Source organism: Roseinatronobacter monicus, assembly GCF_006716865.1.
Lineage (GTDB): Bacteria > Pseudomonadota > Alphaproteobacteria > Rhodobacterales > Rhodobacteraceae > Roseinatronobacter > Roseinatronobacter monicus.
In genome coordinates, this window is record NZ_VFPT01000001.1 from 479,507 (window position 1) to 500,711 (window position 21,205).

Annotated in this window: 17 protein-coding genes; all 17 read left to right on the plus strand. The window is 61.6% G+C overall.

Annotated features, from left to right (window positions below):
• Positions 1-175 precede the first annotated feature (175 nt).
• The 17 genes from BD293_RS02025 to BD293_RS02105 all read left to right on the plus strand — a co-directional run bounded on the left by BD293_RS02025 (position 176) and on the right by BD293_RS02105 (position 21,204).
• Positions 176-2,440: an acyl-CoA dehydrogenase gene (locus BD293_RS02025; protein WP_142079638.1), complete on the plus strand. Its 2,265-nt coding sequence runs from the start codon at positions 176-178 to the stop codon at positions 2,438-2,440.
• Positions 2,437-3,723 carry an acetyl-CoA C-acetyltransferase gene (locus tag BD293_RS02030; RefSeq protein ID WP_142079639.1) on the plus strand — a complete coding sequence of 429 codons (1,287 nt, stop codon included), beginning with the start codon at positions 2,437-2,439 and terminating at the stop codon, positions 3,721-3,723. The genes BD293_RS02025 and BD293_RS02030 overlap by 4 nt, the downstream gene beginning before the upstream one ends.
• Positions 3,723-5,801, plus strand: a complete 2,079-nt coding sequence (locus BD293_RS02035) for a 3-hydroxyacyl-CoA dehydrogenase NAD-binding domain-containing protein (RefSeq protein ID WP_142079640.1) — start codon at positions 3,723-3,725, stop codon at positions 5,799-5,801. Before BD293_RS02030 ends, BD293_RS02035 begins: the two co-directional genes overlap by 1 nt.
• Positions 5,794-7,644 carry an acetyl-CoA hydrolase/transferase C-terminal domain-containing protein gene (locus BD293_RS02040; protein ID WP_142079641.1) on the plus strand — a complete coding sequence of 617 codons (1,851 nt, stop codon included), beginning with the start codon at positions 5,794-5,796 and terminating at the stop codon, positions 7,642-7,644. The genes BD293_RS02035 and BD293_RS02040 overlap by 8 nt, the downstream gene beginning before the upstream one ends.
• A 152-nt stretch (positions 7,645-7,796) precedes the next feature.
• Positions 7,797-9,014: a hydantoinase/carbamoylase family amidase gene (locus BD293_RS02045; RefSeq protein WP_142079642.1), complete on the plus strand. Its 1,218-nt coding sequence runs from the start codon at positions 7,797-7,799 to the stop codon at positions 9,012-9,014.
• An 87-nt stretch (positions 9,015-9,101) separates the two neighbouring features.
• Positions 9,102-9,710, plus strand: coding sequence for a nitrile hydratase subunit alpha (nthA, locus tag BD293_RS02050; protein ID WP_211840977.1), 609 nt, complete (start codon positions 9,102-9,104; stop codon positions 9,708-9,710).
• Positions 9,707-10,366 carry a nitrile hydratase subunit beta gene (nthB, locus tag BD293_RS02055; RefSeq protein ID WP_142079644.1) on the plus strand — a complete coding sequence of 220 codons (660 nt, stop codon included), beginning with the start codon at positions 9,707-9,709 and terminating at the stop codon, positions 10,364-10,366. The genes nthA and nthB overlap by 4 nt, the downstream gene beginning before the upstream one ends.
• Positions 10,353-10,679 (plus strand): nitrile hydratase accessory protein, encoded by a 327-nt coding sequence (locus tag BD293_RS02060; RefSeq protein WP_246086181.1) that lies wholly within the window; start codon positions 10,353-10,355, stop codon positions 10,677-10,679. Before nthB ends, BD293_RS02060 begins: the two co-directional genes overlap by 14 nt.
• A gap of 126 nt (positions 10,680-10,805) precedes the next feature.
• Complete coding sequence (locus BD293_RS02065; protein ID WP_142079645.1) at positions 10,806-11,807, plus strand: Ldh family oxidoreductase; 1,002 nt, start codon at positions 10,806-10,808, stop codon at positions 11,805-11,807.
• 18 nt (positions 11,808-11,825) lie between these two features.
• Positions 11,826-13,277 (plus strand): aldehyde dehydrogenase family protein, encoded by a 1,452-nt coding sequence (locus BD293_RS02070; protein WP_142079646.1) that lies wholly within the window; start codon positions 11,826-11,828, stop codon positions 13,275-13,277.
• Positions 13,274-14,281: a membrane dipeptidase gene (locus tag BD293_RS02075; RefSeq protein WP_142079647.1), complete on the plus strand. Its 1,008-nt coding sequence runs from the start codon at positions 13,274-13,276 to the stop codon at positions 14,279-14,281. Before BD293_RS02070 ends, BD293_RS02075 begins: the two co-directional genes overlap by 4 nt.
• Complete coding sequence (locus BD293_RS02080) at positions 14,278-15,951, plus strand: hypothetical protein (protein WP_246086182.1); 1,674 nt, start codon at positions 14,278-14,280, stop codon at positions 15,949-15,951. Before BD293_RS02075 ends, BD293_RS02080 begins: the two co-directional genes overlap by 4 nt.
• 2 nt (positions 15,952-15,953) lie before the next feature.
• Positions 15,954-16,637 (plus strand): DUF3726 domain-containing protein, encoded by a 684-nt coding sequence (locus BD293_RS02085; protein WP_142079648.1) that lies wholly within the window; start codon positions 15,954-15,956, stop codon positions 16,635-16,637.
• A 208-nt stretch (positions 16,638-16,845) separates the two neighbouring features.
• A complete protein-coding gene (locus BD293_RS02090) occupies positions 16,846-18,672 on the plus strand; it encodes a BCCT family transporter (RefSeq protein WP_142079649.1) in 1,827 nt (608 codons plus the stop codon).
• Between the two features lie 76 nt (positions 18,673-18,748).
• Positions 18,749-19,162, plus strand: a complete 414-nt coding sequence (locus BD293_RS02095) for a universal stress protein (RefSeq protein WP_142079650.1) — start codon at positions 18,749-18,751, stop codon at positions 19,160-19,162.
• A gap of 246 nt (positions 19,163-19,408) precedes the next feature.
• Positions 19,409-20,449 (plus strand): N-acetylneuraminate synthase family protein, encoded by a 1,041-nt coding sequence (locus BD293_RS02100; RefSeq protein WP_281286608.1) that lies wholly within the window; start codon positions 19,409-19,411, stop codon positions 20,447-20,449.
• Entirely contained in the window at positions 20,446-21,204 is a 759-nt protein-coding gene (locus tag BD293_RS02105) for a glycosyltransferase family 25 protein (RefSeq protein ID WP_246086183.1), read from the plus strand. The genes BD293_RS02100 and BD293_RS02105 overlap by 4 nt, the downstream gene beginning before the upstream one ends.
• The last annotated feature ends 1 nt before the right edge of the window (position 21,205 follow it).

Sequence of the window (21,205 nt, forward strand, 5' to 3'; positions counted from 1 at the left end):
ATGCACAAGGCAGACAGGGCGGGATGACACTGTCGCGCGGGGCATAGGGTTTGGTGCTGACGTCCCTGCGCAACGGGGTATCGCCGCCGCGCCGCCCATAGCGCCGCTTGCCCTGCGCTGGTGTGCTTTCGGGAACAAATCGCCTGCCTGCGCGTTAATTTCGCTGGAGGGAATCATGTCATCATTCCGCAGTCGTCACATCACACGTCCGATTTTCAACTGGGCCAAGGGGGCCATGCCCGGCCTGTCGCAGACCGAGCGCGAGGCGCTTGAGGCCGGCGAAGTCTGGTGGGATGCCGAGTTATTTTCCGGCAACCCTGACTGGAAAAAACTGGCCGCTGTACGGGCGCCCACCCTGAGCAACGACGAACAGGCCTTTATTGATGGCCCCTGCGTCGAGTTGTGCGGGATGCTGGATGACTGGGCGATCAACCACACCGATGGCGATATCAGCCCCGCTGTGTGGGATTTTATGCGCAAGAATCGGTTTTTTGGCATGATTATCGCGCGTGAATACGGGGGCTTGGGTTTTTCCGCCTTTGCCCATTCCGAAGTTGTGCGGCGATTGTCGATGGTCTCGATTCCTGCGGCGGTGACCGTGATGGTGCCAAATTCGCTGGGGCCGGGCGAGTTGTTGCATTTGTTCGGCACGAAAGACCAGAAAGACCACTGGCTGCCGCGTCTGGCCGATGGGCGTGAATTGCCTGCCTTTGGTCTGACCAGCGACGAGGCTGGATCGGACGCGTCCGCGATGGTGGATCGGGGTGTTGTCTGTCGCGGAGAGTGGCAGGGCAAAGAAGTGCTGGGCATCCGGCTGAACTGGGCGAAGCGCTATATCACACTTGCCCCAGTCTGCACCCTTCTGGGGCTTGCGTTCAAGCTGGAAGACCCCGAAGGCCTGTTGGGGGATGACCCCGAACCGGGCATCACCTGTGCGCTGGTTCCCACCGATTTGCCCGGTGTCGAAATCGGGCGGCGGCATATTCCGGCGGGCACCATGTTTCAAAACGGCCCCACGACAGGCACGGATGTGTTTGTCCCCATCGAGAATATCATCGGCGGGGCAGAGCAGGCGGGCAAGGGCTGGCTGATGCTGATGAGTGCGCTGGCGGCGGGGCGTGGGGTTTCACTGCCGTCACTGGCCTGTGCTGCGACCAGTGCGGCCGCGCATTCCAGCGGGGCTTATGCGCGGGTGCGCGAGCAATTCAATCTGCCAATCTCGAAATTCGGGGGCATTCAGGAGCCGCTGGCGCGGCTGGCGGCCAATGCCTATGCCGTGGAGGCGGCGCGCCGTCTAACCTGTGCGGGGCTGGATGAAGGGCGCGCGCTGTCGGTAATTTCGGCGCTGATGAAATATTCGGCCACGGACAGGATGCGCGCAGCGGTTAATGATGCGATGGACATTCACGCGGGCAAGGCCGTGATTGACGGGCCGTCCAATTACCTTTCGCCCAATTACCGCGCGGTGCCGGTCGGCATTACTGTTGAGGGGGCCAATATTGTCACGCGGTCGCTGATGGTGTTCGGGCAAGGCGCGATCCGCGCGCATCCGCATTTGCTGGACGAAATTCTGGCGCTGGAGGATGGGCAGAAAGACGCGGGTCTTGCTGCCTTTGACACGCATTTCTGGCAGCATGTCGGCCATTCTATCCGCACGGTCGGGCGCAGCTTTGGCCGTGCCATGACCGGAGCGCGTTTCGCGCCCGCCCCGCTCTCGGCAACCGAAGCGCGCGATGCGCCGATCTACCGCGAATTGTCGCGCTGGTCGGCGGCATTTGCGATCACGGCTGATCTGGCGTTTCTGACCATTGGCGGCGGGCTGAAGCGCATGGAAATGTTGTCCGGGCGCATGGCCGATATACTGAGCGAATTGTATTTCACCTCGGCGGTGCTGAAGCGCTGGAACGATGAGGGCAGACAGGCCGAAGACTTTGATCTTGTCGCCTATAATGCGCAGCGCGCCTTTGCGCGCATCAGCGCCTTGCTGGATGAGACAATCGCCAATTTCCCATCGCGCGGGGCGGCGTTTGTGTTGCGGGTTGTGACGCGTCCGCGTGCTGTGACGCGTGGCCCGTCCGACGTGCTGATCGCACGCTGCGCGGCGCTGATCAGTGAACCGGGGCCAACGCGCAATCGTTTGTCGGGCGTGCTGAATGGTCCGGGGCAAGCCGTGGGCATCATGGCCTTGAACGAGGCGTACTCCAGAACAGTTGCGACAGATGGGTTGCGCAAACGCCTGCGCGAGTTGGGCATGACTTCGGCGCAGGCCCTTGAGGCCGGATTGCTGAGCCAGCCCGAAAAGACCCAGCTTGATGAATTGGCCGAGGTCGTCGCAAGGGTGATTGCTGTGGATGATTTCTCGCCCGAGGAATTTGCCGCATTGCTGCCCGCATCCGCCGACTCCAAGAACAAGCCCACGCAGAAGGAGGCCGCTGAATGACAGCCAGAGAGGTATTTTTGGTAGATGGCGCGCGCACACTGTTCCTGAAGGTGCGCGGCAAGCGCGGCCCGTTCACACCAGTCGATCTGGCGGTGCAATCAGGCCGCCCCTTGCTCGCGCGCCAGCCTTTCGCGCCGGATGCGTTCGACATGGTTATTCTGGGCTGTGTCAATGTCATCGCGGATGAGATGAACCCCGCCCGCGTGGCGGCATTACGGTTGGGCATGGGTGATGCAATGGTGGCCTTTACGGTCCAGATCAATTGCGGCTCTGGTATGCAATCCATTGATACGGCCTTTCGCACCATTCGAGAAGGGTCTGGCGATCTGATCCTTGCTGGCGGGGCCGAGGCGCTGAGCCATGCCCCATTGGTCTTGCGCGATGACGCTGTCGATTGGCTGGCCGGAATGCAAAGCGCGTCCGGCCCTTTGGCGACGGCACAGAACGCGGTGCAAATCCGGCCAAGGCACTTGAAACCCGTCGTCGGACTGGAACGCGGCTTGACCGACCCGATCACCGACCTGAGTATGGGACAGACCGCAGAGGTGCTGGCGCATCATTTCGGCATCACCCGCGCAATGGCAGATGCCTATGCGGTTGAAAGCCACAAGCGCCTTGCCGCCGCGCAACATAATGGCACCCTGTCGACCGAGGTGATGCCCGCTTTTGACAAAGAAGGCAGTGTTTACAAGTATGATGATGGTGTGCGCGCGGACAGTGCTGTTGACAAGCTGGGCAATCTGAAACCGGTTTTCGAGAAACCTTACGGACAGGTGACAGCGGGCAACTCCTCGCAGGTGACGGATGGCGCGTCATGGTGCATTCTGGCCTCTGGTGACGCGGTCAAGCAGCATAATCTGACGCCAATCGCCCGGCTGGTGGACAGCGAATGGGCCGCACTTGATCCGTCTGTCATGGGGCTGGGGCCGGTGATGTCGGCAACGCCGCTGCTGTCGCGTCATGGGTTTGGCCGCGACGACATAGATTTGTGGGAAATCAACGAAGCTTTTGCCGCACAAGTGCTGGCCTGCCTTGCGGCATGGCAGGACGAAGATTTCTGTCGTGATGTGCTGGGGCTGAAAGACACCTTTGGCATGATCCCGCGCGAGCAACTGAATATTCATGGCGGGGCCATTTCAATGGGCCACCCAGTTGGCACCAGTGGCAACCGCATTGTCCTGCATCTGGCCAATGCGCTGCACGCCACGGGCGGCAAGCGCGGTGTGGCCAGCGAATGTATTGGTGGCGGTCAGGGCGGCGCGATGATCCTGGAGGCAGTGTGATGGATGGCGAACTGAAAGACTTTCTAAAGGCGTCAAAGCTTGAACTGGGCGGCGCGGTCGCGGCGCTGGGCGACGGGCATTGGCGCTACGGCGTAGATGACGACAAGATTGGCTGGCTTGTGCTGGACCGCACCGATGCGTCGGTCAACACCATCTCGGACACCGTCCTGCGCGAGCTGGAGCGCCATATTGAGCAGATCGAGGCAGACCCGCCGCGCGCGCTGGTCATGCGGTCAGCCAAAAGCGCAGGCTTTGCCGCTGGGGCCGATATTCGCGCCCTTGCCACAATGGACGCAGACGAAACCGAAAAGCTGCTGAAGGAAGGGCACGCGCTGCTGCATCGATTGGAAGGGCTGTCATGTCCGACGATCGCCGCAATTCACGGGGCCGCATTGGGGGCCGGGTTTGAACTGGCGCTGGCCTGTGATTACCGCATTGCGATCACAGGCGCCTCTTTCGGGCTGCCGGAAGTGCGCCTTGGGCTGCATCCGGGGCTGGCGGGCACTGTGCGCCTGCCCGAATTGATCGGGCCACTTGCCGCGATGGAGATGATGCTGACCGGCAAGACCGCGCATACCAAACGCGCGAAAGAGATTGGCATTGTTGATCTGATTGTCGAAGAGCGCCATTTGCGCCCCGCCGTGCTGGCAATTGCGCATGGCAAGGTCGCCAAACACAATCGCGGTGTGATGGCCAAGGCATTTGATCTGTCTGCGGCGCGGTCGCTGGCGGCAGAGAGAATGCGCCGCGAAACACAAAAGAAAGCCCCGAAAGAGCATTATCCCGCCCCCTATGCGCTGATCGACAACTGGGCGCAGCACGGCAATGATCGGGACTTGATGCAAGAGGCTGAAATCACCTCTTTCGCCAAATTGCTGCAAACGGACACCAGCAAGAACCTGATCCGCGCCTTCATGCTGCGCCAGACCCTGAAACAAGGGGGGCAGGCGGCCGATAAAATCGCCAATGTGCATGTGATTGGCGCAGGTATCATGGGCGCGGAAATTGCCGCTTGGGCCGCGATGCAGGGCAAACAGGTGTCCGTCACTGACCCGGATGAAGCAGCATTGGGCCAGATGATCAAGCAGGCCACGCGCATCTGCAAGGACGCGCATAAGGACAGCCTTGCCACCCGTGACACGCTGGACCGGCTGATGCCGGACCCGCAGGGCTATGGCCTGCGCCACGCCGATCTGGTGATCGAGGCCGGACCAGAAAACCCCGAGACGAAAGCCAGCATCTTTGCTGATCTGGCCAAGCAGATGAGAGCAGGGGCCATTCTGGCCACCAACACATCCAGCCTGCAACTGGCCGGGCTGACCGACCATGTGCCCGACAAGGCCCGGTTTGCGGGGCTGCATTTCTTTAACCCCGTCAGCAAGGTGCCCTTGGTCGAGGTGGTCAGCCACAAGGGCACAAGTGCTGATACCCGCGACCGCCTGATGGGGTTTTGCACCGCGATCGACCGCTTGCCGGTGGCGGTCGCAGATGCGCCCGGTTTTCTGGTAAACCGCGCCCTGATGCCCTATCTGCTAGAGGCGCTTTTGCTGATGGATGAGGGCATCTCGAAAACGCAGATTGATCGCGCAGCGCTTGATTTCGGCATGCCGATGGGGCCTGTCACACTGGCAGATCAGGTCGGTCTGGACATCTGCCTTGATGTCGCCGAAAGCCTGAACAAATCGCTCGACACGCCAATTGCGGAAATACCGTCGATGCTGCGTGAAAAGGTTGAAGCGGGTGATCTGGGGCGCAAGACCGGGCGCGGCTTTTATGACTGGTCAGACGGCACGCCGAAACCAGACAGCGAAGATAAGATCAGCTTCAATCTGACGGATCGCCTGATCCTGCCGATGCTGAACGCCTGCGCGTATTGCTTGCGCGAGGGTGTGGTCGGCAGTGTTGACGAGCTGGACGCGGCGATGATTTTCGCCACTGGTTTCGCGCCATTCCGCGGCGGGCCGATGCACTATGCGCAAGCGCGTGGCCATGATGCCCTTCATGCGTGCCTGAAAGAGTTTGAGAAATCGCATGGTGCGCGCTTTGCCCCGGACCCTTACTGGAGCAAGGATGCCTGAGACGACAGAGCATTTCACATCCGATGACCCCGTAATCGACTGGATACTTAAAACGGTCGGTCATGATCTGCGGGTGGCGCTGCCGCTGGGGCTTGGCAAGCCTGTCACGCTGATCAACGCATTGGTGCGCCGCGCGTGTAACGACCCGTCTATCCGGTTGGAGATATTCACTGCCCTGACGTTGGAGCGCCCTGACCCCTCGTCCGATATGGAGCGGCGCTTTTTGGAGCCTGCACTCGACCGGTTATTCGGCGACTACCCGCAGATCGAATATGCGCGGTTGCTGCGCGCGGGCAAATTGCCGGACAATATTCGCGTCACCGAATTTTTCCTGCAAGCGCCAAACTGGGTCAAAGTACAGGCCGCGCAGCAGAGTTATGTATCGGCCAATTACACACATGCGCTGGATGTGTTGCTGGACCAGAAGCCGAACCTTGTCCTGCAACTGCTGGCGCGCGACGGCCAGAACCACAGCCTGTCCTGCAACACCGATATCAGCAGCGATCTGTTGCGCTTGCGCAAGCAGGGGGCGGCTGACTTCGCCTTTGTGGGGCAGGTGCATGCGGATCTGCCCTTCATGCCCGGAACGGGTGAGATTGCGCAGTCCGAATGCGCGGCGCTGATGACGCCCGATGCGCCGCCCCATGATCTGTTTTCTGTCGTCAAACAGCCCGTCAGTTTGCAAGATCATGCGATTGGCCTGCATGCCTCGCGGTTGATCCGCGACGCCGGCACGCTGCAAATCGGCATTGGCCAGATTGGCGATGCGATTGCCCATGCCCTGACCCTGCGCCATGACGACCAGATCGCGCCGCTTTGGGCGGATTGTCCCTTTCCGCGCGCAGAGCGTTTCAACGAGTGTGGCCCGTTCCAGTCCGGCCTGTATAGCGTGACCGAGATGTTGGTGGATGGCCTGCTTGCCTTGTTCGAGCGCGGGATCATCCGGCGTGAGGTGGACGGGGCCGCGATCCATGCGGGTTTCTTTCTGGACAGCCGCGATTTCTATGCGCGGCTGAAAGCGCTGCCCCTGCAAGAGCGCGCGCGTATCGCTATGATGCCGGTCTCCTTTACCAATTCGCTGCTGGGGGATGAGGAGGCAAAACGCGCCGCACGGCCACAGGCGCGGTTCATCAATTCGGCAATGATGGTCACATTGCTTGGGGCCGTGGTTTCCGATGCGACCGAGGATGGCACGGTTGTCAGCGGCGTTGGCGGGCAGTTCAATTTTGTTCATCAAGCCTTTGCGCTGCGCGATGCCCGCGCGATCATCACGCTGCCCGCAACCCGGCAAGGTAAATCCGGGCTGACGTCCAACATTCGCTGGAGCTATGGCCATGTCACCATTCCGCGCCATTTGCGTGACATTGTGGTGACGGAATACGGCATTGCCGATCTGCGCGGCAAAAGCGACGCTGACACCATTGCAGCCCTGCTAGAGGTTTCCGACAGCCGCTTTCAGAAAGAACTTGAAGACAAGGCCAAAGCGGCGGGGAAATTGCCAGACTCCTACCGTTTGCCTGATGCCGCACGCAACAACACGCCAGAGGCGTTGCAGACATGGCTGGGCCCGCACCGCGACGACCATCTGCCAAGTTTTCCCTTCGGCACGGATTTCACGGATATAGAGCAGTATCTTTTGCCCGCCCTTGGCGATTTGCGCCGCGCCAGTGCGCGTATATCGACCCTTTTGCCGCTGATGCGCGACGGGCTACGCGGCGAACCCGCCCGCCGCGAGCAAGATGCGCTAAAGCGTATGGCGCTTGACCAGCCTGACAGCCTCAAGGCCCGTTTGTCCGCACTGGCCCTGCGGGGCGCGTTGCGACAGCACGAGGGCCGCGTGTGACGGTTGATTGCGCGTGCGAAAGCGGCAAATGTCTGCGGCATCCTGATACCTGTTGCACGAAGCCTGACGAAATACAGCGCATTTTCAGTTGCGCCATTGGCGGGCAGCACAATCTTTGGTTTAACCGCGTCAGGGTTTGAAAAGGACAGAGAATGCAGGTGAATGGTGAACGGTTCCTGAAGGATTTACACGATCTGCGCGTGTTCGGTGCCTCTGGCGTCGGCAAAGGCGTTGTGCGCCCCGCATATTCCCCTGCTGACATTGCCGCGCGCGAATGGCTGGTAGGCCGGATGCGTGATGCGGGCCTTGATGTCCGGTTTGATCCGGTTGGCAACCTGTGGGGGCTTGCCAAGGGGAGGTCGCTGTTGATCGGCTCTCACAGTGACAGCCAGCCCGAAGGCGGTTGGCTGGACGGCGCGCTCGGTGTCGTGATGGGGCTGGAGCTGGCGCGCGCGGCGAACGAAGCGGGCGGGCCTGCCATATCCGTCGTCAGTTTTCAGGATGAGGAGGGGCGCTTTGGTGTCACAACCGGAAGTGCAATCTGGTCCGGCAGTTTGTCACTGGACCATGCCGATACGCTGACCGACAGCGCGGGCACCAGCTTTGCGGATGCGCGCGCGGCGATGGCACATCTGGCCGGGGAGTTCGTCGATCCGGCGCGGTTCAGCGGCTTTGTCGAATGCCATATCGAGCAGGGGCCATGGCTGGACGATGCGGGACAATCCATCGGGGTTGTCACCGATATCGTGGGCATACGGGACATGCGCATCACGATGGAGGGCGAGCAAAACCATGCGGGCACAACGCCGATGCATTTGCGCCGCGATGCGTTTCAGGCGCTTTCGGCCTTCAATACCGCGCTGAATGACAGGCTGCGCAATGTGGTGACGCCGCAATCCGTATGGACCATCGGCCATGTCAACTTGCATCCGGGTGCGCATTCCATCGTGCCCGGCAAGGTGGTGTTCTCGATGCAGTGGCGGGACGGCGACGCTGTGCGCCTGAAGCGGATGGAGGACGTGATCCGCGACACGGCTTGTGAGGTGGCAGATACGATGGGGATGGAGGTGTCGTTTGGGGAAATGCTGGGGCTGGAACCTGTGGCGATGGACAGGCATTTGCACAAAGCCATCGCGCAGGCCGCGCAAGACCTTGTACCGGAGGGGTGGCGCGAGATGCAGTCAGGCGCCTTGCACGATGCCACCAATGTCGCGTCGCTGATGCCTGCCGCCATGATGTTCGTGCCCTCGATCAACGGGATCAGCCATGCCTTTTCCGAGGATACGAATGAAGCTGATTTGCTGTGCGGCCTGAACGTGCTGGCCGCCGCAGTGCCGGATCTGGCAAAATCGGGTGCCGGTTCTGCATAGCGCTGCCCTTGCAGCGCCAAAGCGCCTTTTTGTTTGCCCTAGCGTGGGGTTTTTGGTCCAATACCCTGCATGTCGGAAGGAATGAGAATGCCACATGACCACTCAGATCACGACAACCATCTTGATCCGATGGAGGCACGGGTGCGGGCCTTGGAAACCATCCTGACGCAAAAGGGGTTGGTGGACCCCGCCGCAATGGACAGGATCATCGAAACCTATTCCGAGGATGTCGGCCCGAAGAATGGCGCGCAGGTCGTGGCGCGGGCTTGGGATGATCCCGATTTCGCAGACTGGCTGGCGCGTGACGCCACAGCGGCGATCGAGGCGATGGGGTTTTCGGGGCGTCAGGGCGAACATATGCACGCGGTGTTCAACACCGGTTCCGTGCATAACCTTGTGGTTTGCACATTGTGCTCTTGCTACCCGTGGCCGGTCTTGGGCCTGCCGCCAGTATGGTATAAATCGCCCGCGTATCGGTCGCGTGCCGTCTACGAGCCGCGTGCTGTGCTGGCTGAATTTGGCGTCACCCTGCCCGAAGGCCAACAGGTGCGCGTCTGGGATTCAACCGCCGAATTGCGCTATCTTGTGATCCCTGAGCGGCCCGCTGGCAGCGACGGCCTGTCACAGGCAGAACTCGCCGCACTGGTCACGCGTGACAGCATGATCGGGGCGGGGTTGCCACAGGTGCCCGCATGAACGGGCCGCATGACCTTGGCGGGCAGATGGGGTTTGGCGGGGTCCATCCCGAAGGCGAAGGCGCACCGCTTTTCCATGCCGATTGGGAAGCGCGCGCGCTTGCACTGACGCTATGTGCGGGCGCTTTGGGGCGCTGGACGCTGGATGAAAGCCGCCATGCGCGCGAATGCCTGCCCCCGGCTGTTTACTATGGGTCCAGCTATTACGAGATTTGGATTCGCGCCCTTGAAGATTTGCTGCGAACTCATGACCTGATTGCGCAGGCGGACCTGACAGCAGGCACGGCGGCAGTTGCCGACGCCCACCCCAAGCGTTTGACACCCGAGGCGGTTGCCCCCGGTTTGCGTCGCGGTGCACCAACGGGCCGGCCCTTGTCCGCCGCCCCGTTATTTCGCCCCGGTGACAGGGTGCGCGCGCGGGTGATGCATCCGCGCGGCCACACCCGCTTGCCGCGTTATGTGCGCGGCGCGGTGGGGGTGGTGGAGGCCGATCATGGCGGGCATGTTTTCCCCGACACCAACGCACATGGACAGGGCGAGGCACCGCAGCGGCTGTATACCGTTGTCTTTGAAGGTCGCGCCTTGTGGGGCGCGGATGCCGAAGCGTGGCTGACCGTTTCTGTCGACGCATGGGAGAGCTATCTTGAACGCGCCTGAACACCCCTTTGATGCGCCGTGGCAGGCGCAAGCCTTTGCGATGACCGTCGCGCTGCATGAACAAGGGCTGTTCACATGGGGCGAATGGACGGTGGCCTTGTCGGAGGCACTGAAAGCGGTTGGACCGGATGGCGCGGAGTATTACCTGTGCTGGGTTGTCGCGCTGGAGACTATTCTTGACGCGAAGCTGGGGACAACCGGCGCGCAACGCGCTGAACTGGAACAGGCATGGCACCGCGCGGCATGGGCAACCCCGCATGGCCAGCCAATCTGCCTGATGAACGACCCCGAAGCCGCCCCTGTGAAGGCGTGAAACCGGTGCTTTGCCTGCGCTGCGTTTCAAGCCCGCTTTCAGTTTTTCTGAAACTAAATGCAATTTAATTCGATTGATCTGAAGTGCAGGGCGCGGCTAAACTGATCCACAAGCAAGGGGTGGATTATGGATGCAGGGCGACTGACATTGGCACAGGTCGAACAGCTTGCTGCGCGCACGCTGGTGGGCGCGGGTGCCTCTGACATGCAGGCGGCATCGGTGGCGCGGTCAACACGGCTGGCCGAACGTGACGGCATCCGCAGCCATGGCCTGATGTATGTGCCAATCTATGCCGAGCATTTGCGCTGCGGCAAGGTTTTGGGGCAGGCGGTGCCGCAGGTCACGCAGCCGCGCGCAGGCGTCGTGCGGGTTGATGCGGGAAACGGGTTTGCCCATGCCGCCATAGATGCGGGCTGGGACAGGTTCACAGCGTCGGTGCGTGCGCTAGGTGTGGCGGCCATGGCGTTGCACAATTCTTACAATTGTGGCGTTCTGGGGCATCATGCCGAACGGCTTGCCGAAGAGGGGCTGGTGGGGCTGTGCTTTACACATGCGCCCGCGTCGATTGCACCTGTGGGTGGCAAGCGCCCTGTAATTGGCACAAACCCGTTCGCGCTGGCGGTGCCGGACGGGGCAGGCGGCGCGTTGCTGGTGATTGATCAATCCGCCAGTGTGATCGCAAAATCCGAAATCCTGCTGCATGCGCGCGAAGGGCGCGCGATCAATCCCGATTGGGCGCTTGACGCGGATGGCCAGCCGACAACGGATGCAGAGGCCGCGCTTGCCGGGTCCATGCGTCCTGCGGGTGAGCAAAAGGGCTTTGGCGCGGGCCTGATGGTCGAGATATTCGCCGCCGCGTTGGCCGGTGCCAACCTGAGCATCGAGGCCAGCCCCTTTTCCGGCCCAAAGGGCGGCCCGCCCGCAACGGGGCAGTTTTTTATGGGCGTCGATCCGGCGGCCTTTGGTGCCGCGCAGTTCGGCGCGTCGATGGACAGGCTTGCAGCGGCGATCACCGAACAAGAGGGGGCGCGCCTGCCCGGTGCGCGCCGCGTTGCCAACCGCGCCCGAATTGAACGCGAGGGCGTGCAGGTTGATGCCGCGCTGATGGACAGAATTACATCTGCCTGAAGGGCAGGAAGGAATGACATGACACTGGAAACCCGGAATTTCATCGCAGGCGACTGGCAAGACGGCGCTACAGTGCTGGACAACCGCAACCCGTCGGACCTGTCGGACCTGATCGGGGCGTTTGCGCAGGCTGATGCGGCGCAACTGGACGCCGCCCTGTCTGCCGCGCGCCATGCGCAAGCGGTATGGGGGGCCACCGGCCCGCAAAAGCGCCATGATGTGCTGATGGCAATCGGCACCGAGATGATGGCGCGCGCCGAAGAGATCGGCACCCTGATCGCGCGTGAGGAAGGCAAGCCGCTGGCCGAGGGTAAGGGCGAAGTCTTTCGCGCGGGCCAGTTTTTCACCTATTTCGCCGCCGAAGCGCTGCGCCAGTTGGGCCAGACCGCGGACAGCGTGCGCCCGGATATCGAAATCGACGTGCGGCGCGAACCAGTGGGCGTGGTGGCGATTATCAGCCCGTGGAATTTTCCTGTGGCAACGCCTGCTTGGAAAATCGCGCCCGCACTCGCCTTTGGCAATGCGGTGATCTGGAAACCTGCCAATCAGACGCCCGCCAGCGCCGTGGCCCTGACCCAGATCATCGCCAAGCAAGACCTGCCCAAGGGGCTGTTCAATCTGGTCATGGGGGCGGGGCACACCATCGGGCAAGCACTTGCCGAAAGCGCGCAGATCGACGCGATCAGCTTTACCGGATCGGTCCCGGTGGGGCGCGGGATTGCAGCGGCAGCCATTCCCAACATGACCAAGTTGCAGATGGAAATGGGGTCCAAGAACCCGATGGTCATCATGGACGATTGCGACCTTGATCTGGCTGTGGCCCATGCGACCAACGCCGCCTTTGGCGGAACGGGCCAGAAATGCACCGCCGCCAGCCGGTTGATCGTGCACGCGCGCATCCACGATGCCTTTGTCGAGAAACTGGTGGCCGCGGCGCAAGCGTTGAAGGTGGGTCATGCGCTGGAAAGCGGCACGCAGATCGGCCCCGTGGTCAGCGCCGACCAGCTTGCCGCCAATCTGGCCTATATCGACACTGGCAAGGGCGAGGGCGCTGAGCTTCTATGCGGCGGCACGCGGCTGGAGCGCGCGACCGAGGGGCATTTCATGGCCCCCGCCGTATTCGCGGCCACGCGCAACGACATGGTGATCAACCGCGAGGAAATGTTCGCCCCCATCACCTGTGTGATCAAGGCGGACAGCTATGACGAAGCCTTGCATATCGCCAATAACACCGAATTTGGCCTGACCGCTGGCATCATGACCCGCGATCTGGCGCGCGCCACGCATTTCCGCCGCAACGCGCGTGCGGGGTGTATCATGGTCAACCTGCCCACCGCGGGCACGGATTACCATGTGCCTTTCGGTGGGCGCGGGGCGTCCAGCTATGGGCCGCGCGAACAGGGCCGCTACGCCGAGGAGTTTTATACCATCGTCAAGACATCCTACATCTATTCGGGGGCGCCTGCATGACGCCGCCTCGCATTGACGCGCTGCAATATGCCAACTGGTCGGAAAAGGTTTTCCGCCAGATGCGGGCAGGCAGTGTCGATGCGGTGCATGTCACGATCACCTATCACGAGAATTTCCGCGAAACGGTGCTCAATATCGAGGCGTGGAATGGCTGGTTTGAGCGTTTCCCCGATCTGATCTTTCAGGGGTTCACAGCCGAGGACATCACCTTGGCGCGTCAGACCGGACGCACGGCGATTTTCTTCGGGTCGCAGAACCCGTCCTGCATCGAGGATGATATCGGTCTGGTTGCGGTGCTGCACCGGCTTGGCCTGCGCTTCATGCAACTGACCTATAACAACCAGTCGCTGCTTGCGACGGGCTGTTATGAGGCCGCGGATACCGGCCTGACCCGCATGGGCCGCGAGGTGGTGGCCGAGATGAACCGCGTTGGCATGGTGGTGGATATGAGCCATTCGGGCGAACGCTCCACACTGGATGCGATTGCCCATTCCACCCGACCTATCGCCATCACCCATGCCAATCCCGCAAGCTGGCATCCGGCGCTGCGCAACAAATCCGACCATGTGCTGCGCGCACTGGCCGAAAGCGGCGGAATGCTGGGGTTTTCGGTCTATCCGCACCATCTGCGGGGGGGCAGCGATTGCAGTCTGCGCGATTTTTGCGAGATGATCGCGCGCACGGCGGATCTGATGGGCATGGAGCATATCGGCATTGGCACCGATCTGTGTCAGGACCAGCCCGACAGCGTGGTCGACTGGATGCGCGCTGGCCGCTGGACCAAGGCGCGCGACTATGGCGAGGGCAGCGCCGACAATCCCGGCTTTCCACCCATGCCGCACTGGTTCAACGACAATCGCGATTTCAGGCAGATTGAAGCAGGTCTGCGCGAGGTTGGGCTGTCTGCGGATGATGTGGCGGCGGTGATGGGCGGGAACTGGGCACGCTTTTTCGCCGAGAGTTTTGGTGCATCGGAAAGCCAGCAACGCGAGGCCGCACAATGAGTTGCGCGGAGCTGAACCCGATGCCGCAGGCCGACAGTTTCCGGCGCAGTCCTGACGAGGTGATGCGCCTTGCCCGTATGGGGTGCAGCCACCCCACACGCCTGTCCTTTCTGCGCCAGTTGTTGCGCAGGATGCAGGATGAAGGCTGGCATTTTGACCGGCCTGTCTGGCAGATCGACGCGCGGGGTGTGGGCCGCGCGGTCTACCGCGCGATCGGGCCAGAGCGGACCTATAGCCTTGTGGCCTTTGCCCATGATCTGCCCCCCGAGGCGCGCTCGGACCGGGTGATTGCCACCGCGTGGGATGCGACATTTGCGCTGTTTGACGGTACGCCAACGGCGGGTGATCTGGACCGCCTTGCCGCCAATGTGCCCTTGCAAGAAGCCGGGCGCGTGAGCGCGCAAGAGTTAAGCCTGAGCCGCGCCAACCGTTCTGTCCGGCTGTTCGATCATGTCGTGGAACGGCTGGCAGCGGGCGCGCAGCCCGATACCGCCATGTTGCTGGAAACCGGTTATCTGATGCGCACCACAGCGGTCTATGGTTCAGGCAAGTTCGGGGCGGCGGATCGCGTGGCGATTGGTGCGCGCGCGGAACTGCGTGCGCCGTTTCAGGCCGAAATGCTGTCGGTCTGGCTGACGCGGGCCTTTACGGTCGATCTGGTGGAACATCTGGCGCGCGCACGCGGCGGCACCCGCGCGGTGCGGCTGGAGCCTGCGTTGAAGCGCGGGCTGGGCGTGGGCAATTCCACCGGCCTTGGCATGGCCCCGTTTCTGATCCGTCATCCGGTATTGCTGAACAACTGGATGCTGGCACGCGAAGAAGCGCTGGCGCGGGTGCGCGCGCAAGACAGCGTTGGTCCGGCGGAACTGGCGGGTTTCTCCGCCGCGCTTGCGGACGTGACAGAGAATGCCGCGCTCTGGTCCAGCGCGCATGAACTCCAGCACTCAAAACTGGTGCAGTTGCGCGACAGCCTTGCGCAGATCACCCGACATGTGGGGCAGGGGTGGGACAGGCACGCGCCGCAGCCTTGGGATGCGCTGTGGCGCTGGGGGCAAGCCACCCTGCCGATTGAGGGGCAAGAAGCCCTTCTGGCCGCGATGCTGGAGCCGCATGGCGATCTGATCGACGGGTTGGGCGATTGCATGGATGCCGATGGTGAGGGGTATTTCCTCATTGATGGCACTATGCAGGTCGCCGAGTTACGCGCCATTTTACACACGCACTATGCTTGGGCGCTGGATGTGGATTATACCGCGCGCGCGCAGTCCGCGCGGTTCTGGTATATCTCGGAAGACAAGTTGGAACCCCGTTTGGGCGAACGCTATGATGAGCCGGGCGCGGCGCGGGAATTGCCGCTGGACACGGGGCGTCAGGCGGCGGCCCTGTGGCGCGCGCTGGCGGGGCTGCCGGATGATATGGCGGCGGCGCATCTGTTGCTGGCCCATCCAGAGCATCGCCCCGCCTTGCGCCGTGCCCAGATCACCGCGCGCCATCCCTATGCCGAAATCCGCGACAATCTGATCGCGGCCGACATGTTGCCGATTGATTTGCTGCGCTGCAAATTGGCGTTCTTCGGGGCCACACGCTTTGATCCGCGATCCGATCGCTGGGTGCGCATCAGCCTGTTTCAAGGCGCGCCATATCCCGAGGATATGGGGGCGATGGTGTGAAAATGAGCGCTCATGACCCCACGCGCATCGCGTCCTCGCCGGTTCAGGTTGCCAAAGGCGCGGTTGTGCTGTCGCTGTCCGAGACACAGGCGCTCTGCGCCAAGGCGGCGCGTGGTGCGGGGTTTGACTGGGGCCATGCGGAGGAAGCGGGCCATGCGGCGGCATGGCTGGCCGCGCGCAGCCTTCCGGGCTGCGCCTTGATCCTGCGCCGCTTGCAGATGAGGCCGGATGCGCTGACGCCCGCCCATTCGGTGCAATGCCCGCTGCGCATAGGCGTGGCCCTTGTCGATCATGTCAGTCTGCCTGAGGTGACGCGTGACTATGCGCGTCTGGTCAATGTCGCCCAGCCGGGGTTGGTGTTGCCCTTTATCGCGCTGGCGGCGCGGTTGCGCGGTGCCTATCTGGGGGTGGCCGCAAATGGGCAGGATTTCAGCATGTACGCGGATGGCACAGCGCCAAATCTTGCGGCTATGGCGGCCTTTTGTGACCTGTCCGTCGGCGATATCCGTCTGAAATTCGGCCCCCGGCAAGCGCGCCCCGTGCCGCAGAAAAAGACCTGTGCGCCCCTGCCTTCGACGCCGATGGATATATGGCGCGCCTTGGATGCTCTGGCCCTTCGGGTGACGGTTCCGCCCTCGGATCACTCGCTCAGTGGCGCAGGTGGAGAAGGCAGCGACAATGATTGAATACACAACACGAACAGCGACAAATGCAGCAAATTGTCGAAAAACGACACATGAAGTGTCGTTTTTCAGCGCTCCGGCGCATAGAGGCAAAATATCGTAGCAGATTAAAATTGGAATTACCCATGGCGGAGCGCCCGCCCAATAACATGAAACATATCACGTATCAGAGCACAGTCTGTGTTCCGGGACACAACAGAGAGGAACGATCATGGCCATAAAGCCACCGTTTACGGATGTCGATATTCCTACCGCTGATCAGGGCTTCTATGAGGGGCACTCAATCCCTATTGCAACCATATCCAAGGCCATCATGGTCGGGATCGTGCTATGGGCGCTGATCTGGCCTTTGGCCGCCGGCGCGCAACTGGCCAGCGTCAAATGGACGTTGCTGGAGGGGTTCAACAGGTTCTATGTCCTTGCCGCAGGGTTCTTTGCGTTTTTCCTGTTCATCATCGCGCTGCTTCCACAGACGGGCAAGCGGGTTCTTGGGGATGAGGGCGAGAAGCCGGAATTTTCCACCTTTTCGTGGTTCGCAATGATGTTCGGTGCCGGTCTTGGCGTCGGGCTGATGGTCTTTGCCACGGCTGAACCACTGGGGCTTTGGGGGTCAAATCCTGAAACCGTGCGGGGAAATGTTGAAGGCAACACCCCTGAGGGGTTGCAAGCAGGCTACCGCTATACGTTCCTGCATTACGGGTTTCACGCATGGGCCATCTATGTCGCGACCGGCCTGAGCCTGTGCTATTATGCCTATACGCGCGGTATGCCATTGACCATCCGCACGGCCCTGACACCTCTGTTCGGGCGTTTCATCAACAGCCCGTTTGGCCATGTTGTTGATGTGATCGGCGTTGTCGCCACGATCCTTGGTGTGTCGGTCACAATCGGCTTCGGGGTCAGCCAGTTCGTTGACGGCGTCTATGCGATCACTGGCATGGAGTGGATGATGAACATGACCGGCGATGCACCTGCGCCGTCCACTGTCGGGCTGATTGCGGGGCTTATCATGATCATGGGCCTGTCGATCCTGTCCGCAGTCTCGGGCGTTGGGCGCGGCATCAAATGGCTGTCGAATGCCAATCTGGTGATGTCGTTTATCCTGATTATGACCTTTGTCATCTTCGGCTCTTTCACCTTCGCCATGTCGACCTACGGCTCGGCGCTGGTCGATTACATCTTTAACTTCCTCAACCTGAGCTTCGGGGCGCATGGCCCGCAATCGCTGGATGCTTTCGCGGCTACGACTGCGGCCCGCGAATCCGGCCTTTCAGGCGAAGATCTGGCGGCAGTCTATAGCGGGGCGACAAACGCGTGGGGGTCACTCGACGGCTTCCGCGACAGCCTGCCAGAAGAGGTTGCGGCCTTGCCCGCCGAAACGACCGCGGCGCTGTATGCTGCGGGTACGGACGGGCGTTTGTTCGGCTGGCAGGCCGGGTGGACGACCTTCTACTGGGCGTGGTGGATCGCTTTCGCACCTTTCGTGGGGCTGTTTCTGGCGCGCATCTCGCGCGGGCGGACAATCCGTGAATTCGTGTTGGGTGCGGTCATCGCGCCGTCGCTGGTCTGTTTTGCATGGATGACCATTCTGGGCGGCTCGGCGATTGATCTGGAACTCTCTGGTGTGGCTGAAGGCACCATTATCAGCGCCTCCAACACCGCCAAGCTGTTTGTAACGCTGGGTCATATGATTGACGGCGGGTTGCTGACCGGTATCACTATCATGAGTGTGGTGTTGATCCTGACCTTTCTTGTCACATCGGCAGATAGCGGTATTCTGGTGATGAACACCATCATGTCCGGCGGTCAGGAGGAGACGGGCATCAAGCATCGCATCATCTGGGGTGTGATCCTGACATCTGTGATCGGTGTGCTGCTGGTGGCTGGCGGGGGCGGTATGGATGCGCTGTCGGATGCCATGATTATCGGCGCGTTGCCCTTTGCTGTGATAATGGTGCTGATGTGCATCTCGTTGGGCAAGGCCTTGTTCAACGATCATCGCCGGATGCAAATTAGTGCGGCAGAACCGGCGGAGTAACGGCACGTGACCCATAGCGACCGGGCAGGGGCAAATGCGCCTTTGCCCGGTTGGAATCATTTACAGGAGGTCTGACATGTTTTCCAAGATTCTGGTCCCCGTTGATCTGGCCCATCGTGATACATTAAGCAAAGCTGTGGCTTTCGCCTGCAACACCGCCCGCGAGCATAAGGCGGATATCTGTTTCGTCAGCGTTTCAGGGGAATTGCCGTCAGAGATTGCGCGGTCTTCGGGCGAGTATGGTGAGAAGTTGCAGGAATTTGCCGACCGCAAGGCCGAAGAGTATGCAATCACAGTCACTGCGCTGAACCTTTCGTCGCCCGACCCCGCAGCCGAAGTTGACCGCAAACTGCTGAAAGCCATTGAAGATACCGGCGCTGATCTGGTGGTCATGGCCAGTCACCAGCCGGGATTGATGGAGTATATTTTCTCGTCTCATGGCGGCTATATCGCGGCACATGCAAAAGTGTCGGTCTTCGTCGTTCGGTGAACGTGCCCCGCCGCTATACCGTATCTGGCGCATTGCGCGCCCTTTGAGGGCCGCGCGCAAGGCCATCTGGCATGTGCTTTGCACCTACGATAACGCGCCCCGGTTTTGGCAAAAACACCACAGGGTCTGGTTGACGCGGGCGGCCTTGATCCTGCATAGCTTTGCGGTGAAGGGGAGGGCAATGTGGTCTGGCCTCTGCCGGGCAGAGTGCTGCCTTGCGCAATGATGTAGAGTGAAAGAACAGCCGTGCACAATTCCATAACCATCGCCGGGCGCAAGATCGGGCCGGAATACCCGCCGCTGGTGATCGCCGAGATCGGTATCAACCACGGCGGTGATCTTGCTGTGGCCAAAGAAATGGTGCGCCTTGCCGCCCAGTCGGGCTGCGAGATGGTCAAGCATCAGACCCATATCCTTGCCGATGAAATGACGGATGAGGCCAAGTCGATTTTTCCGCCCAATGCCGATGTCTCGATCTGGGATGTGATGGCGCGCTGCGCGCTATCGCTGGAGGATGAGGCAGAGTTGAAACGCTACACCGAGTCCCTTGGCGTGATCTGGATATCCACCCCGTTTTCGCGGGCGGCGGCAGATTACCTCGAAAGTCTTGATGTGCCCGCCTACAAGATCGGTTCGGGCGAGGCGGACAATCTGCCGCTGATCCGCCATATCGCGCGCAAGGGCAAGCCCGTCATCCTGTCCACGGGCATGCAGACCATCGAGACATTGCGCGCCAGCGTGGACATTCTCGATCAGGCGGGCGTCCCTTATGCGCTGCTGGAATGCACGAACCTGTATCCAAGCCCGGCTGAGATCGTGTCCTTGCGCGGTGTGACCGAATTGCGCGATGCGTTCCCGCGTGCTGTCGTGGGGTTTTCTGACCATTCTATCGGCCCTGAAATGGCGCTGGCCAGTGTCGCACTTGGCGCGTGCATCCTGGAGCGGCACTATACCGACACGCGCTACCGGAAGGGGCCGGATATTTCCTGCTCGATGGACCCGGCGGAACTGCGCCTGCTGATTGACCGCTCGCGCGAAATCTGGGTGGCGGCGAACAACCCCAAACAGCGCTCCGGGCCGGAGGAAGATGTCTATCGTTTCGCGCGCGGCTCGATTGTGGCGGATGCAGACCTTGCGGCGGGCCATGTAATCGCTGAGCAGGATATCTGGGCGCGCCGTCCCGGTTCGGGCGAGATTGCGGCCTATGAGTTCGACGCGGTGGTCGGCAAGCGCCTGCTGCGCGCGGTAAGCCGCAACACGCAGTTGAAATGGGAGGATCTGGGGTGAGCGTGACCCGCTCAGATCTGGCGGCCTATTGCATCAATCTGGACCGGGCCACAGCCCGATGGGCCGAGATGGCACCCCGACTTGAGGGGCTGGGCCTGCCAGTGTCGCGCTTTGCTGCGATTGACGGGCGCGCAGACCCCGAACGCATCCGCGATGCACTGGACGCAGCCGCCTTTCGCGCCAATATGGGGCGCGACGCCCTGCCCGCCGAGGTTGGTTGCTACCTGTCGCATCTCGCTGTGTGGGAGCAGTTTCTTGAGACGGGCAAGCCCGTTGCGCTGGTGCTGGAAGATGATGTGGTCTTTCACGACGATTTCCTGCCCGCGCTGGATGCGGCCCTTGGGGCCGTTGCGCAGTGGGACATGCTCAAGCTGAACCGCATCCGCGCGAAACTGCCTGTGCGGCAGGGGCGGGCCGGGGCTTGGGTGCTTAATGCCTATCTGGGGCCAGCGACAGGTTTTGGCGGCTATCTGATCACGCGCGCTCTGGCCGCACGGTTGTTGCCGCGCATGCTGCCCATGCGCCTGCCTGTGGATTACGAGGGCACGCGCTGGTGGGCGCATGATTTCCGCCTGCTGGGGTTGGAGCCTTTCCCCAGTCATGTCGATGATGGCGGGGACAGCACGATCAACGGGCCGGGCCACGCGGGGGCTGTGAAAGCCCCACGCCACAAGCGGCTTGGAAATTACGCGATGCGCGCGGGGAATTACGGGCGCAGGGGGTGGGGAATGCTGCGGCGTCGGATACGATTCTAAA